At 65.7% G+C, this 14415-nt stretch carries 13 protein-coding genes and 1 pseudogene; 9 read left to right on the forward strand and 5 right to left on the reverse strand.

What is annotated here, in order from left to right:
* The first annotated feature begins 323 nt into the window (after positions 1 to 323).
* The 5 genes from SY1_RS03220 to SY1_RS03240 all read left to right on the forward strand — a co-directional run bounded on the left by SY1_RS03220 (position 324) and on the right by SY1_RS03240 (position 5539).
* Positions 324 to 1049, forward strand: coding sequence for a TFIIB-type zinc ribbon-containing protein (locus tag SY1_RS03220; RefSeq protein ID WP_208872674.1), 726 nt, complete (start codon positions 324 to 326; stop codon positions 1047 to 1049).
* A 242-nt stretch (positions 1050 to 1291) separates the two neighbouring features.
* The gene (gene larE, locus SY1_RS03225) at positions 1292 to 2191 is read left to right on the forward strand and encodes an ATP-dependent sacrificial sulfur transferase LarE (protein ID WP_015556167.1); all 900 of its coding nucleotides are present in this window, start codon (positions 1292 to 1294) and stop codon (positions 2189 to 2191) included.
* A complete protein-coding gene (locus tag SY1_RS03230) occupies positions 2192 to 3697 on the forward strand; it encodes a potassium/proton antiporter (RefSeq protein WP_243440568.1) in 1506 nt (501 codons plus the stop codon).
* 115 nt (positions 3698 to 3812) lie between these two features.
* Positions 3813 to 4610, forward strand: coding sequence for a L,D-transpeptidase (locus tag SY1_RS12285; protein ID WP_243440569.1), 798 nt, complete (start codon positions 3813 to 3815; stop codon positions 4608 to 4610).
* The gene (locus tag SY1_RS03240) at positions 4607 to 5539 is read left to right on the forward strand and encodes an MBL fold metallo-hydrolase (RefSeq protein ID WP_015556169.1); all 933 of its coding nucleotides are present in this window, start codon (positions 4607 to 4609) and stop codon (positions 5537 to 5539) included. Before SY1_RS12285 ends, SY1_RS03240 begins: the two co-directional genes overlap by 4 nt.
* An 83-nt stretch (positions 5540 to 5622) precedes the next feature.
* On the opposite strand, the gene SY1_RS03245 is transcribed toward SY1_RS03240, so the two are convergent.
* From SY1_RS03245 to SY1_RS12290, 4 genes are read right to left on the reverse strand one after another with little or no spacing between them, the layout of a single operon-like run.
* Positions 5623 to 6636 (reverse strand): ABC transporter ATP-binding protein, encoded by a 1014-nt coding sequence (locus SY1_RS03245; protein WP_015556170.1) that lies wholly within the window; start codon positions 6634 to 6636, stop codon positions 5623 to 5625.
* Positions 6637 to 6646: 10 nt separating this feature from the next.
* Positions 6647 to 7549, reverse strand: coding sequence for an ABC transporter permease (locus tag SY1_RS03250; protein ID WP_015556171.1), 903 nt, complete (start codon positions 7547 to 7549; stop codon positions 6647 to 6649).
* A 9-nt stretch (positions 7550 to 7558) separates the two neighbouring features.
* Complete coding sequence (locus SY1_RS03255) at positions 7559 to 7945, reverse strand: ABC transporter permease (RefSeq protein WP_279369742.1); 387 nt, start codon at positions 7943 to 7945, stop codon at positions 7559 to 7561.
* The gene (locus SY1_RS12290; protein WP_243440740.1) at positions 7932 to 8240 is read right to left on the reverse strand and encodes a hypothetical protein; all 309 of its coding nucleotides are present in this window, start codon (positions 8238 to 8240) and stop codon (positions 7932 to 7934) included. Before SY1_RS12290 ends, SY1_RS03255 begins: the two co-directional genes overlap by 14 nt.
* Between SY1_RS12290 and SY1_RS12730 the strand changes: the two are divergent.
* The 3 genes and pseudogenes from SY1_RS12730 to SY1_RS03270 all read left to right on the forward strand — a co-directional run.
* Positions 8134 to 8496 (forward strand): annotated as a pseudogene (locus tag SY1_RS12730) (CapA family protein); the annotation flags it as partial. The gene SY1_RS12290 and the pseudogene SY1_RS12730 sit on opposite strands and share 107 nt — an antisense overlap.
* Positions 8381 to 9187 (forward strand): CapA family protein, encoded by an 807-nt coding sequence (locus SY1_RS12295; RefSeq protein ID WP_279369713.1) that lies wholly within the window; start codon positions 8381 to 8383, stop codon positions 9185 to 9187. The pseudogene SY1_RS12730 and the gene SY1_RS12295, both read left to right, overlap by 116 nt.
* A gap of 12 nt (positions 9188 to 9199) precedes the next feature.
* Positions 9200 to 11080 carry a WG repeat-containing protein gene (locus SY1_RS03270; protein ID WP_015556173.1) on the forward strand — a complete coding sequence of 627 codons (1881 nt, stop codon included), beginning with the start codon at positions 9200 to 9202 and terminating at the stop codon, positions 11078 to 11080.
* Positions 11081 to 11420: 340 nt separating this feature from the next.
* Here the strand turns inward: SY1_RS03270 and SY1_RS03275 are convergent, their stop codons facing one another.
* Positions 11421 to 12761, reverse strand: coding sequence for an FAD-dependent oxidoreductase (locus tag SY1_RS03275; RefSeq protein WP_015556174.1), 1341 nt, complete (start codon positions 12759 to 12761; stop codon positions 11421 to 11423).
* 532 nt (positions 12762 to 13293) lie between these two features.
* Between SY1_RS03275 and SY1_RS03280 the strand changes: the two genes are divergently transcribed.
* A complete protein-coding gene (locus tag SY1_RS03280) occupies positions 13294 to 14292 on the forward strand; it encodes an Rpn family recombination-promoting nuclease/putative transposase (protein ID WP_015556175.1) in 999 nt (332 codons plus the stop codon).
* Positions 14293 to 14415: the final 123 nt, after the last annotated feature.

Consider the following 14415-nt stretch of genomic DNA (forward strand, 5'->3'; position numbering starts at 1 on the left):
TGACGTGCGGCGCCGGGCCGCTCGAAATGATCTCAACATTATATCAAGCCTGACGGCGTTTAGGGAGGCGCGGGGCGGAGGGGCTGTTTCGGCCCCCCTGCGGTTGCGGCTTCGTTGTGATATTATCGTAGGACAAAACGACGTTTTAAAGAGGTTGGGCGAATGGATTCGTCGATCTCCCCGGTGAGGATTCGGTAAGGATTTGGAACGAGCGCCGGGGAGTGCGAGATGGCGGAGAATGCGGAACGCTTTTTAAAATCGTGAATGAGGCGGCGGTTCATCGGGCGCCGTCCAATATACAAATAACTAAGGAGAGGATTGCATTGATGCTGACCAAGGCCAAATGCCCCGCCTGCGGGGGCGCGCTGGAGCTCAACCCCGGCCTGGAGCGGGGGATCTGCGTCTACTGCGGCAGCGAGTTTCTGGTTCGGGAGGCGATTCAGAAGTTCAAGGCGGAGGTCGACGGGCTCCCGACCCTGCAGAACATGCTGATCCGCGCGGAGCAGAAGCTCTTCGATGGGGACCAGGAAGGCGCCGAGGCCTTGTACGAGAAGATCCTGGAGGGTGCGCCCACCTGCCACGAGGCCTGGTGGGGAATGTTCAAGGTGAAATTTCTTCGTAATGACTTCACATTCTATGAAGGGACGATAGGAAGAACCAGAGCTATGATTGAAAATCTGGGGAGCTCGCGTGAAGCGCTGCGCGCAATCGAATACGCCCCGGACGACGTGAAGGTTTTCTATTCAGGGGAGATCGAACGGATAAAGAGGAAGTGGGAGGCGGACTTGGCCCCGCACGAGGCGAGGGAGGCGGCCTTGGCCCGGAGGAGGGCGGAGCAAAGGAAGGAGGATGAAGAGAAAGAGAAGGAGAAAGAGAACACGATGAAAGGAATTGGGAGAATTATGGTTGTGGGTATAGTTCTCTCTCTCCTGGTAGTAGCATCAACCGACTCATCGGTAGGTACAGGAATAGACTCACCTGCATGTTGGGGAGCTTTCTCATTCTGGGGATGTCTACTTGGTTGGGGTTTGACCGTTATGATGAGATGAGGCACTTATAGCGGAGTCCAGAGCACGCGCAGACCACCAACGGGTGTAACGAGTTGAGTGGGGCGCTCAGGGGCTTCATCGGCGAACGCAGTGAGCTGTACAGATATTCTGCGGATTGCAGAACGTTTGAACAATCGTTCCGGAAAATGCCTCGGCTTTCGTCCCCCTGATGAGTTTTTTTCAATTTGTCTGTTGCGTTTGGCCTGACGAGCCAGCGGTAAGGACCATGTCTCAAACGACGAATGGAGGGAGCGGACCTGGAATCCGAGGTGGAGGAGAGGCTGCGGGGAGTTCGCCGGCTTCTGGAGGCGATGGGCGACGTCGCCGTGATGCTGTCGGGCGGCGTGGACAGCGCGTTGCTGGCGGCGCTGGCCCACGAGGCACTGGGCCGGCACGCCGTGGCCGTGACGATCGAGTCCCCGCTCCTGTCCGCCGACGAGCGGGCCGACGCCGGACGGTTGGCCGCGCAGGTGGGCATCCGACACAAGGTGCTTCCAATGGACGAGCTGGAGGACGCGGGTTTCGTCGCCAACCCGCGGGACCGGTGCCACCTCTGCAAGAGGATGCGCCTCGAGGCCGTCGTCCGCTGGGCCGCGGAGCGCGGCATCCCCTGGGTGTTGGACGGGGCGAACGCGGACGATCGGGGGGACTATCGTCCGGGAATGAAGGCGCTCATGGAGTTTGGCTCCGTGCGGAGCCCCCTGTTGGAGGCGGGGATGACGAAGGCGGAGGTCCGCGCCGCCGCGAGGGCGATGGGGCTCTTCACGTGGAACAAGCCCGCGCGCGCCTGCCTGGCCTCCCGAATCCCCTACGGGGAGCCGGTGACGGCGGAGGCGCTGAGGCGCGTGGAGGCCGCGGAGCGCTTCCTGGCGGGCATCCTGCCTCCCGCGGCGCAGTTTCGCGTGCGGGCTCACGGCGACCTGGCGCGCGTCGAGGCGGAGTGCCGGGACCTTCCCCGCGTCCTGGCGCGGAGGGAGGCCGTGGCGGAGGGTCTGAGGGCGGTCGGGTTCCGCTACGTGACGCTGGACCTCGTGGGCTACCGCGTGGGGAGCCTGAACGAGGCGCTGGACCAGGGCGCGGCGAAGGACGTTCAGGCCCCTGCCGGGACGGCGGGAGCGGTTGGGACGAAAGGAGTGTTTTGATTGCTGGAGTACGTGGACCCCTTCCTCGTGGCGGGGCTTCTCTTCTTCCTGAGCCTCGTGGCGGGCACGCTCTCGGAGCGCATCAAGGTGCCGGGGCTCATCCTGTTCCTGGCCATCGGAATGCTGGCGGGGGAGAACGGGCCGGGGGGGCTGCAGTTTGACGACGCGGTGACGACGAACTCCATCGGCACCTTCGCCTTGGCCTTCATCCTGTTCTCCGGCGGATTCGACACGCGGTGGGACGACGTGCGCCCCATCGTGCGGCAGGGGCTGGTGCTCTCGACGCTCGGCGTGTTCCTGACGGCGCTCTTCATGGCCCTGCCGCTGGCCTGCCTGCCCCGCTTCTCCTTCAAGGACGCCTTCCTGCTGGGGGCGATCATCTCCTCGACGGATGCGGCCGCGGTGTTCTCCATCCTGAGGACCCAGAAGGTCGGGGTGAAGGGAAAGCTCAAGCCGCTTTTGGAGTTCGAGTCCGGCAGCAACGACCCCATGGCCGTGTTCCTCACCATCACCGCCCTGAAGTGGCTGAGCAGCGACAGCGTCCCCGTCGCCCAACTGGCCGCGAACTTCGTGGTTCAGATGGTGGCGGGCGGCGCCGTGGGCTGGATGATGGGCCGTCTGTCCTGCGCGATGATCGAGCGGCTGCGGGTGGAGAACGAGGCCCTCTATCCCGTGTGGGGCATCAGCATCGTGCTCTTCACCTTCGGCCTGGCCAACAGCGTGAACGGCAACGGCTACCTGGCCGTCTACGTCTGCGGCATCGTGATGGGAGGGCAGGACTTCCTCTACAAGTACAGCCTGCAGCGCTTCCACGAGGGCTTCGCCTGGCTGATGCAGATCGTGATGTTCCTGGTGCTGGGGCTCCTGGTCAACCCCGTGGAGCTGATCAACCGGTCCGTCATCGGGCTGGGGCTCCTGGTGTCGGCCTTCCTGATGTTCGCCGCCCGGCCGGCGGCGGTGTTCCTGTGCTCTGCCCTCAGCGACAGCAGCCTTCGGGAGAAGCTCTTCGTCAGTTGGACGGGCCTGCGGGGCGCCGTGCCCATCATCCTGGCCACGTACCCCCTGACGGAGGGGCACCCCCAGGCGCGCTTCATGTTCAACCTGATCTTCTTCGTCGTGCTGACCTCCGTCATCCTGCAGGGCAAGACTCTGGCGACGGTCGCCCGGTGGCTGGGGCTGGACGCGACGGTGCGGGTCGCCCCCTCCTACCCCCTCTCCTTCGACCGCACCCCCGGCAGCGGCAGCGACGAAACGCGGGAGGTGGACATCCTGCCGGGCGCGGCGGTCATCGGCAGCACGGTGAGCGAGTTGAAGTTCCCGGAGGGCGTGACGATCCTCCTGATCAACCGCGGCTCCCGCTTCCTCATCCCCAAGGGCGGCACGCAGCTCGAAGCGGGAGACACGCTCCTGATCTTCGGCGAACGGGCCCGCCTGTCCTCGGTGGAACAGGCCCTGACCGAGAGGGGCGACGCCCCCCAGGACCTCCACTCGGACTCCTTCGAGTGACCGATCCGGCCCGCTTTTTGCCCGTGGACTTCGGGGACGGATGCGGTATACTTCTGAAGGTCTGACCGGTGGCAGGCAGCCGCTTTTGGGCGCTGAAATTTCAAACGATCAGGGGATGGAAATGAACGCTTTTCTGGAGTTTATAAAGGACCTCTTGACGCTGCGGACCACGTGGATCGACAAGGGGCAGGGCCGCTGGGTGGCGCGGCGGCGGATGCATCCGCTGATGCGGCTCATCGTGTTCTGCGGCGCGGCGGCGGCGGTGACTGTCCTGGGGGTAGAGCTCCTCCGCAGCGGGCCCGTGCCCGCCCCTGAGGCAGAGGTCCCCCTGAGCGGTCCTCTCGATTCTCCGGACGTCCCGGCCCTCCTTGCGGACGAGGCGCTCGACGCGGCAAGCTCGGAGCCGGGTGCCGTCCTGCCGGAGGTGGAGGAGCCAGAGGACGAAACTCCCCAAATGACGGAGCCGACACCGACCCCCAGCGCCCTGCGGCCGCCCCGCGACGCGGGGAAGTACTGGATACTCATTAACAAGGGGCAGTACCGGCTGTCCCTCTATCGGGGGCGGGACCTGGTGAAGACCTACAACGTCGCGATTGGCAAGAACCCCGGAAACAAGCGCCGCGTTGGGGACAATCGCACGCCGGAGGGGCAGTTCCGCGTCCTGTCCATCGAAAACGCCTCGGGCTGGAAGCACGACTTCGGCGACGGCAAGGGCGAGATCGCGGGGGCCTACGGGCCCTGGTTCATCCGGCTGGACACGGGGGGCTGGAAGGGCATCGGCATCCACGGCACCCACGCTCCGGACTCCCTGGGGACCATGGCCTCCGAGGGTTGCATCCGCATGAACAACGACGAGATTCGCGACCTCAAAAACTACGCCTACCGCAACATGATCGTCAGGATAGAGAAATGACCGCGGCAGCGGGTTCGCCCCACGACTTCGGGGAGGGGCTGTTCCTGATCGACCTGCCTCAGAGGATGCCGGGCTTCCGGCGGTTCATCGCCTCCTGGTTCTTCGTGGACGCCCTGGGGCGGCGCGTCGTCGTGGACCCCGGCCCGGCGAACACGATCCCCCTCCTGAACGGGGCGCTGGAGCGCCTGACGGAGGACGTGGACCTCGTGCTGCTGACCCACATCCACCTGGACCACGCGGGGGGCGTCGGCGCCTTCTGCCGACGGTGGCCCCGGGCCGCCGTGCTGGCCCATCCTCGCGCCTTCTCCCACCTGCGGAGGCCGGAGCGGCTGTGGAGCGCCTCGGTGAGGACGCTGGGGAACGTGGCCCTGGCCTACGGCGAGCCGGAGCCGCTGACGGCCCCCCTCCTTTCGGAGGACCCCGACGGCCTGATCGAGGTCTTCCCGACCCCTGGTCACGCCCCTCACCACGTGGCCCTGCGAACGCGGCCCAGGGAGGGCGGCCCCCTTCTCTTTATTGGCGAGGCCGCGGGATTGACGCTGCCGTCCTTGGACGGCGCGCTTTGGCTGCGGCCCACCACCCCGCCGCGCTTTGACGCCGCCGCCGCGCTGTCGTCGCTGGACCACGCCGCAGTGGCCCTGCGCGGGGACGAGCGCCTCTGCTACGCGCATTGGGGGCTGTCGGAGGACCCCGCCGGACGCCTGTCCCTGGCGCGGGAGCAGACGGAGCGCTGGCTGGAGCTCATCGGGACGATGTTGGACCGGAGGCCGGAGGAGGTCGTGGAGTGCCTGCTGAGGCGCGACCCCCTGCTTCAGGCCCGGCTGGACGAGGACCTGATGGTCCGGGAACGGCACTTCATGGCCAACAGCGTGCAGGGCTTCATGGGGTTTCTGAATGAGGCTGGGCGCGGGCCGGCCCCCCGACCCTGACGGGTTGCAGACCCAACCTACGGTTATAAAGAATGGCACCAGGCAGGGACTGTTTGGAAAAACAGTGTTATACCAATTCGCGTCTAATGTGGATTGCCTCCCCTGAAAGGGGAGGTGCCGCCAAGGGCGGCGGAGGGGTTCAGCCAGACGACCGGCCTCACGCAAGCCGATCTTTCGGGAGGATTGCGTGAGGCCACTTCCCTGCTGCAGACCTCCGCGCTGTGGGGACACCGCTCCGAGAAGGGACAGCCCGGAGGCAGGTTCGTCGGGTCCGGCATCAGGCCGGGGATGGGGCGCAGGCGGTCCGCCTTCCTCTCGAGGCTTGGGATGGAGCCAAAGAGCCCGATCGTGTAGGGGTGCTGGGGGGACTTGAAGATCTCGCGCAGGGCCCCGTACTCCATCAGCGTTCCCGCGTAGATGATCGCCACGTAGTCGCAGTTGTGGGCAACGACGCCCAGGTCGTGGGTGATGAGGATGACGGAGGTGCCCAACGCCTTCTTGAGGTCTCGAATCATCTCCAGCACCTGAGCCTGAATGGTGACGTCCAGCGCCGTCGTGGGCTCGTCGGCGATGAGGAGCGTGGGCGCGCAGGCCAGGGCGATGGCGATGCCGACCCGCTGCCGCATCCCGCCGGAGAACTGATGGGGATACTCCCTGCCCCTCTGCCCGGGGATCCCCACCATCTCCAGGATGCGGCAGGCCTCCTGCCAGGCCTCCTGACGACGGAGGTTCTTGTGCGCCTGGATGACCTCCATGATCTGATCCCCGACGGTCATGACGGGGTTGAGGCTCGTCATGGGGTCCTGAAAGATCATGGAGATGCTGCGCCCCCGAATCTTGCGCATCTCCGCCTCCGACAGCTTCAGCAGGTCCTGTCCCTCGAACAGCACCGAACCCGACACGATCCGTCCGGGCGGAGAGGGGATGAGCCGCAGGACGCCCTTGCCGAGCGTCGTCTTCCCCGCGCCCGTCTCCCCGACCACGCCCAGCGTCCGCCCCTTGACGAGGCTCAGCGAGACGGAGTTCAGCGCCTTGACGACGCCGTCGTCGGTCTCGTAGTGGATGGCAAGGTCCTTGATCTCGATCAGCTTTTCCATGTCGGCCGCCTCAGCTCTTCAACTTCGGGTCCAGCGCGTCGCGCAGGCCGTCGCCCACGAGGTTGAGCGCCAGGATGGTGAGCATGATCCCCGCGCCGGGGATCATGGTGATGTGCCACGCATCGCGGATGTACGTTCGGGCGTTGGAGAGCATGGAGCCCCACTCCGGGGTCGGTGGCTGGATGCCCAGCCCAAGGAAGCTCAGCCCCGCGATGGAGAGGATGGCGCCCGCGACCCCCAGGGTGGACTGCACGATCAGCGGGGCAAGCGAGTTGGGGACGATGTAGCGCATGATGATGCGCCCGTTGTCCGCGCCGACGGATCGCGCCGCCTCGATGAACTCCTGCTCCTTGACCGTCAGCACGGAGGCGCGGAGCGTGCGGGCGAACGTCGGGACGTAGGCGATGCTGATGGCGATCAGGACGTTGACCAGCCCCGGACCCAGAGCCGCCACGATGGCCGTCGCCAGGAGCATGGAAGGGATCGCCAGCAGGACGTCCATGGCGCGCATCAGGACGTTGTCCAGCCTCTTGTAGTACCCTGCTACGGCCCCGATGAGCCCTCCCAGGAGCGTCGAAAAGGCGATGCCCGCCATCCCCATGAAGAGGGAGTAGCGTATTCCCCAGAGCATCCTGAGGAACATGTCGCGCCCGAACTCGTCCAGGCCGAAGATGTGCTCCGCGCTGGGGCCCTTCAGCCTCAGGCGAAGGTTCTGCTTGATGACGTGCGCGTTGTAGAACGCCCGGCCGTCGGCAAAATCCCAGAGTATGGTCGCCGCCGCGACGGCGGCCAGCAGGAGCAGGAAGACCAAAGAAAGGATGGCCAGCCGGTTCTTGCGGAACCGGCGCCACGCCTCCTCCCAGAGGGACCTCTGCTCTCGCTGCTCGTTGTCCTGCGAAATCCGATCGTTCATGGCGGCACCTCACGCCTTCTGGTACTGAGATTTGATCCGGGGGTCCACGAAGGCGTAGATGATGTCGACCACCAGGTTGACGACGGAGAACATGACGGCCAGGAAGATGACGGAACCCAGCACCAGCGGCATGTCCTTGGACTTGATGGAGTCCACCATGAGCCTCCCCAGCCCCGGCCACGAGAAGATGGTCTCCGTCAGCATGGCGCCGCCCAAAAGGTGCCCAAATTGAAGCCCCACCGCCGTGACGATGGGGATGAGCGCGTTGCGCATCATGTGCCGCATGGTGACGGCGCCCTCCGAAATGCCCTTGGAGCGCGCGGTAACCGAAGGCGGCGGAGGGGTTGCCTCTCGCGACGAACAACATCGGGCGTGCTGCGCGTTATGAGGTAGAATAGAACAGGAAGTGGAACGACCTTTTTAAATTTAAGGAGGTTCTCTGCGAAATGTTCCGGACCCTTAAGATGCGCGGCGTCCTTGGAGCGGCGGCCCTGCTCCTGTCCCTGGCAGCCTCCGGGGCGCAGGCGGCGCCGGTTCGCGCGCGGGTGCTCTTCATCGGCGACATCATGGCGCACATCCAGCAGATCGACGCGGCGGAGCGCAGCGACCCGAAGAGGGGCAGAACCTGGGACTTCGCCCCGCAGTTCCACCGCGTGAAGCCCCTGCTGGCCGGGGCTTTTGTCGTGGGCAACCTGGAGACGACCTTTGCCGGCGAGTCCCGCGGCTACGCCGGGTACCCCTCGTTCAACACCCCGGATTCCCTGACGGAGGCGCTGAAGGGACTTGAGATCGACCTGGTGACCCTGGCGAACAACCACATCCTGGACCGGGGTGCCTCGGGCGCGCGGCGCACGGCGGAGGTCCTGGACGGAGCGGGCATCGCCTGGACGGGGCTCGGCACGGGGGAGGTGCTGGCGAACGACGCCCTCCTGCTGGAGCGGGAGGGGCTTCGCTGGGCCTTCGTCAACTGGACCTACGGCAGCAACCGAAGCCCTGCCTCGAAGGACGTCCACCTCAACGTCATCTCGGAGCCCGCCGTCGCCGCGGGCATGGCGCGGGGCGCGGGCGCTGAGTGCGGACGTCGTCGTGGCGTGCTTCCACTGGGGGGACGAGTACCATCTCTCGCCGAACGCGCGCCAGCGGCAGGCGGCGGATCAGGCCCTGGCGGGGGGGGCCGACCTGGTGATCGGGACGCACCCCCACGTCCTTCAGCCTGTGGAGGTGCGCGTCGGAGAGGACGGCGCGGCCCGGGCGATCGCCTGGTCACTGGGGAACTTCGTCTCGTTCCAGCGCACGCTGCCCCGCGAGCGGACCTGCATCCTCTCCGCGGAGTTCGAGAGGGAGGACGACGGCCGCACGCGCCTGACGCGGCTTGCGGCGGCTCCTCTGCAGGTCCTCCTCATGCCCTCCGGCAGGCGCGTCCGCCGCACGGAGGTGACCTATGCCGGGACGGGAAGGGCCTTCAACCACTTTGGGCTCTCGAAGGAGGGCGTGGCGCGGCTCCAGCGCGCGGGGCACGCCGTCCTGGACTTCCTGGGAGCGCAGGAGGAGACGGACGAGTGGGGCTTCTACACGCTCTGGAGCGAAGCGTCCCCCGACGTCCTGCCGACCCCGCGGCGGACCTCCCCCTCGAACTAGCGTCCGGATGCCATGCGGAGGACAAGACGCCTCCACGCCGCCTTCGCCCTGCTGGCCGCCCTGCTGACGTTCTGCGGCGAGGCCGGGGCCGCGCGGATCGACTGGTTCCTGCAGCCGGTCTGGGATCGCGCCTCCCGCTTCAGCGAGGGGTTGGCCGCCGTGTGTTCGGGCGGGCGCTGGGGGTTCATCGACCCGGCGGGAAGGTGGGCGGTGGAGCCCCGCTATGAGGATGCCCAGCCCTTCCGCGGCGGACTGGCCGCTGTCCTGCTGGATGGGCGATGGGGCTTCCTGGACCTCAAGGGGCGCCTCGCGGTCAAGCCCGCCTTCGCCGCCGCGTCCTCCTTCAGCGAGGGGCTGGCGGCCGTTCGGGCCGGCGACAAGTGGGGCTATGTCGACCGCAGGGGGACGATGGCCATCGCCGCAAGCTTCGACCTGGCGGGGGACTTCTATCAGGGGCGAGCCGCGGTCACCAGCGGCGGGCGCTGCTTCTTCCTGGACCCGAAGGGCGTTCGGGTGGGGAGCCTGGACTTCGACGCGGCCTGGCCCTTCGTGGAGGACCGCGCTGCCGTCGTGGTGGACGGGAGGATGGGCTTCATCGACCGGGAGGGGCGCATGGCGGTTCCGCCGCGGTACGATCCCCCGGTGGGAGGCCGGGTGTTCAGCAGCGGCCTGGCGGGCGTGGAAATCCAGGGGCTGTGGGGCTACATCGACCTCAACGGGAGCTGGTTCGTCGAGCCCTTCTGCGAGGGGGTGGGGGACTTCAGCGACGGCCTGGGGCCGGTGCGCCGCGGCGGGCGCTGGGGGTTCGTCTCCCTGTCCGGCGAGCTTGCGATCCCCTACGCCTTCGAGGACGTGATGCCCTTCTCCGAGGGTGTGGCCAGCGCGGCCGTCGGCGGTCGCTGGGGCTACATCGACCGTCTGGGCTCCTGGATGGCGGACCCGGTGTTCCTGGAGGCGTGGCCCTTCAGCGAGGGCCTGGCGCCGGTGCGCAGCGCTCTGAACGGGCGGTGGGGGTACGTGGGGCGCAACGTCGCCCCCCTCTTTGGGGGACGCGCCTTCGACGGGGCGGAACCTTTTTCGGAAGGGTTCGCCCTCGTGGCGTTGGCGGGGCGAAGGTTCTTCATCGACGAGGAGGGGCGGGACGCTTTCGACGCCGCGTTCGCGGACGCCCGGAGCTTTTCGGACGGCCTGGCCGCCGTCGTGGCAGGGGGCTGGTGGGGCTACATCGACCGGCAGGGACGGACGGCGATCCCGCCGCAATTCGAGGCCGCGGGCGCCTTCCACGACGGGCTGGCCCCCGTCCGCGCCAAGGGGAAGTGGGGGTACATCGATCGGCGCGGCCGGTGGGTCGTCAAGGCCGCCTACGACGCGGCGTGGCCCTTCAGCGAGGGGCTGGCCGCCGTCAGGAAGGGCCGATCGCTGGGTTACATCGACGCGGCGGGCCGGACGACGATCCCCTTCAAGCTCACTCCACCCGGCGACGGTGCGGAAGCCGGGCCCTTCAGCGAGGGGCTGGCCGCCGTCCTGAGCGGGGGCCGGACGGCCTTCATGGACAGGGGCGGCAGGGTCGTGATCAAGGGCGCCTTTAAGGCCTGGCGCGGCGCGGCGCCGCGCTTCCGGTCGGGCATCGCTGCGGTGGAGGACGGGAACGGACGGGAGTTCTTCATCAACCGTGAGGGGGACGACGTCGGCGCAAGGGGCTTCGCGGCCGCCGAGAAGGGAGCCGCGACGCTCGTCCGGCCCTATCGTGCCCCTTCGGGGCTCTTTGGGTATCGGCGTTCCGACGGCGTGATCCTGGTCCCCCCGTTCCTGGAGCGCGCGGGGGAGTTTCAGGACGGACGCGCCCCCGTCTCCCTGGGCGGCCGATGGTGGTACATCCCCCAGCCCAGATAGCGTTGTCGCCGGGAGGCACGTTGATCCAAAGGACAAGCACCGTGGAATTCGCGCCGCGGCGGCCCGAACGCTGCGATGAGAGGGTGCAGGTCAGCCCTCTTCGTCCTGTTTTTCCTGTCCGCCGCAGTCCTCGTCGTCGCGCCGCGTTTTTCTGCAACCTCGCCACGTAAAGCCTGCCCTCCACACTCGCAAGCGCTTCACAAACGTGGCGTGCAAACGGCAATCGAAAATCGAATGAAACGCACAAAAGCGCCCTGAAAAATCGAGGCGCTTTTGTTGTATCCCTTATGCGTTTGAGGATTTTTTCTGTTCTTTTTTCTTCTTTCGGCATTCCGCGTCCTCAAACCGGCGGCAGGGCCTGAAGCGCCACCGAGTTGAGGTAGTTCCACGGTTTGTTGTAGTGCGGCTGGAAGAAAAAGTCCGTAAAGGCCAGATCCTCCACCGTCATTTCGTTCTGGATGCAGACGGACAGCGTGTTGATCGACTGGGTGAGGTCCTCCTTCGAGCGCACCTGCGCCCCCAGGATACGCATCGTCTTCCGGTCGTAGACCAGCTTGAGGTAGAAGGGCTCCGTGGTGGGCATGAACTCCGGCCGGTAGTTGTCCTTCAGGACGGAGACCGCGTAGTCGATCCCCAGCTCCCTGGCCACCAGCTCGGTCAGCCCCGTGCTGGCGATGTTCCACTCGTAAATCTTGATGCCGGAGGTCCCCTGAGTGCCCCGATGCCTGGTCGTGGGCGCTTTGAGGTTCCGCGCGGCGAGCGTCCCCATACGGACGGCGTTGGTGGCCAGCGGGATGTAGCCGTACTGCCGGGAGGCGTTGTTGTAGACCGCGCAGCAGTCCCCGGCCGCGAAGATGTCGGGGTGCGAGGTGCGCATGTACTCGTCCACCCGGATGGCCCCGTTGGGAAGCATCTCCAGCTTGCCCTTGAAGAGCGCCGTCAGGGGGCGGAAGCCCACGCACAGGATCGCCAGGTCCGCGTCGAACTCCCCATCCGTCGTGACGACCTTGGCCACCTTTCCGTGCCCGTCGTCCACGAACTTCTTGACGGTCCGGCCGAAGGCCAGCGTCACGCCCTTCTCGACGTAAAGCTTCTCGATCACGTCGATCACGTCGGGGTCCAGGTAGCGCGGCAGCACCTGGGACATCTGGTCGATGAAGGTCACGGACTTGCCCTGGGTCTCGAAGGCCTCCACCAGCTCCGTGCCGATGTATCCCGCGCCGATGATCGCGACCTTGCGTGCGGACGCGCACCGCTTCACGATCTCCATGGCGTGCGTGTAATTCTTGCAAAGCATCACATTCTCCAGCTTCGCGTTCTCGATGGGCGGCTCGACGGGCCAGGAACCCGCCGTGACGATCAGCTTGTCGTAGGTATCCTCGAACTCCCTGCCCGATCTCAGGTCGCGGACCTTCAATTTTTTCCCCGCCAGGTCGACCTCCGTGACCTCGTGCTCCATGCGGGTCGTGACGCCGAGCTCCGCAAGCTTCTCCGGCGAGCAGTAGAACAGACCGGCGGGGTCCTTCACCAACCCCTGAACGTGCAGCGCGATGCCGCACGACAGGAAGGAAATATTGTCGTTCCTCTCATAGACCGTGACCTGCGCGTCCTTGTGCAGCGCCACGGTGTTCAACACCGCCGCCGTGCCGGCGTGCGTGCAGCCCAAAACCACAACCTTCATCATCCGTTCCTCCTCCGGGTGTGTTTTTCAGATTTTTTTATTGTACAGTTATGTCCTGTGGCTGTAAAGTGCTGTAAAGTAAGGAAGGAGGACCCAAATCCAAAGGGTGCGACGGCTTTACTGAGGGTCAAGCCAGTCGTCGTTTGTGGGCGAGACGCGGAAGATCTGCGCCCGGCCCCACCCCTCCACGAAGGTTTTGGCTCCCCTGAAAGGGGGGCTGCCCCGTAAGGGGCTGGGGGGTTGTTGGGGGCGTGAGAAGCGACCCCTCCGACCCTTCGGGCCACCTCCCCTTGCAGGGGAGGCAAAAAGAAGAGGCGCACTTTTGCCCCTCGGTTTATTTGGCCCCCCTGGAAGGGGAGCTGGCGAGCTCCAAAGGAGCGAGACTGACGGCCCGTGAGCGCCAGCGAACGGCTGCTGGAAGGCTCCCCGAAGGGAGGGTGTTTTTGGAGCGCGAAAGGCGACCCCTCCCCTTAGTGGAGGCGAAAAACGCAATAAGCGAATTGTTATAATAAGGTAGCGAGGAGGTGGGGACATGGAGGACGCAGAGCGGGAGCGCAACGGTGAGCTGATCGGTCCGGCGTTGGGGCCTGTGACGGCAGGGCAAATCGAGGCGGACCTGGAGCGGGGAAAAATCTACCGCCTCAACGATCGTTTTTTTAAGTTTCTTTTTGGCCGCGAGGAGCGCAAACCCTTGTTTTTGGACCTGGTGAACGCCCTTGTGTTTCCCGACGGAAGCGCAGGCTTCACCGATTTTGAGTACGCGAACCGGGAGCTCTCCGCTGCACGCGTTGAGGGGAAGGACTGCTACCTGGACATCGTGGCCAACATGGCGGACGGGACGCAGGTGGAGGTTGAGGTGCAGGTGAGAAACTGGAACGACTACCTGCAGCGATCCGCCTACTATCTCAGCACGCTGCACGCCTCTCAGATGGGCCTGGGTGGTTCGTACCTGGATTTGAAGCGGACGGTATCGATCCACATTCTGGCGTTCAGCCTGTTTTCCGGAGAGCGTTTTCGCCGCGAGTTTTGTCTGTGCGACGTGGAGAGCGGGGAGAAGCTGAGCGACGACCTGAAGTTGATCTACCTTGAGGTTCCGAAGTACGCGAGTTATGGGACACCGCGGAATCGTCTGGAGTACTGGCTGATGTATCTTGCGGGGATGGAGGCGAAGAAGATGCCTGAGGCGATGGTGAAGGACCCGATGATCGGCGAGGCGCTGAATCTGGAGAAGCTGTTTTTGCAGAGCAGGGAGGAACGGCAGCGATACATTGTGAGCTATAAGGCAATGCGGGACGCGATGACGCGCGACGAGACGATCCGTCGAGTTGCCCGCGCCGAGGGCGAGGCAAGGGGCGAGGCAAGGGGTGAGGCCAGAGGGCTGGCAAAGGGCCTGAACGAGGGCGAGGCCAAAGGTATCGCCGCCACGGCGCGGCGGATGCTGGCGCGGGGCGTCTCGTCCGAGCAGGTGGCTGACTTCACCGGACTGTCCCCTGACGAGGTGGAGGCGCTGAGGGTCGGGATCGGAAACTGAACGCACCACTTCAGAGGCGACCCCTCCGCCTCACTTCGTTCGACACCTCCCCTTGCAGGGGAGGCGAAAAGAAAAGGCGCGCTTCAGGCCCCCGGTTTTATTTCGGCCCCCCTGCAAGGGGGG

This window comes from Fretibacterium fastidiosum (assembly GCF_000210715.1).
Lineage (GTDB): Bacteria > Synergistota > Synergistia > Synergistales > Aminobacteriaceae > Fretibacterium > Fretibacterium fastidiosum.

Coding starts and splice junctions, on each gene's coding strand:
- larE (WP_015556167.1), top strand. CDS start 1,292: ATGGAGGGAGCGGACCTGGAATCCGAGGTGGAGGAGAGGCTGCGGGGA.
- SY1_RS12285 (WP_243440569.1), top strand. CDS start 3,813: ATGGAAATGAACGCTTTTCTGGAGTTTATAAAGGACCTCTTGACGCTG.
- SY1_RS03240 (WP_015556169.1), top strand. CDS start 4,607: ATGACCGCGGCAGCGGGTTCGCCCCACGACTTCGGGGAGGGGCTGTTC.
- SY1_RS03245 (WP_015556170.1), bottom strand. CDS start 6,636: ATGGAAAAGCTGATCGAGATCAAGGACCTTGCCATCCACTACGAGACC.
- SY1_RS03250 (WP_015556171.1), bottom strand. CDS start 7,549: ATGAACGATCGGATTTCGCAGGACAACGAGCAGCGAGAGCAGAGGTCC.
- SY1_RS03270 (WP_015556173.1), top strand. CDS start 9,200: ATGCGGAGGACAAGACGCCTCCACGCCGCCTTCGCCCTGCTGGCCGCC.
- SY1_RS03275 (WP_015556174.1), bottom strand. CDS start 12,761: ATGAAGGTTGTGGTTTTGGGCTGCACGCACGCCGGCACGGCGGCGGTG.
- SY1_RS03280 (WP_015556175.1), top strand. CDS start 13,294: ATGGAGGACGCAGAGCGGGAGCGCAACGGTGAGCTGATCGGTCCGGCG.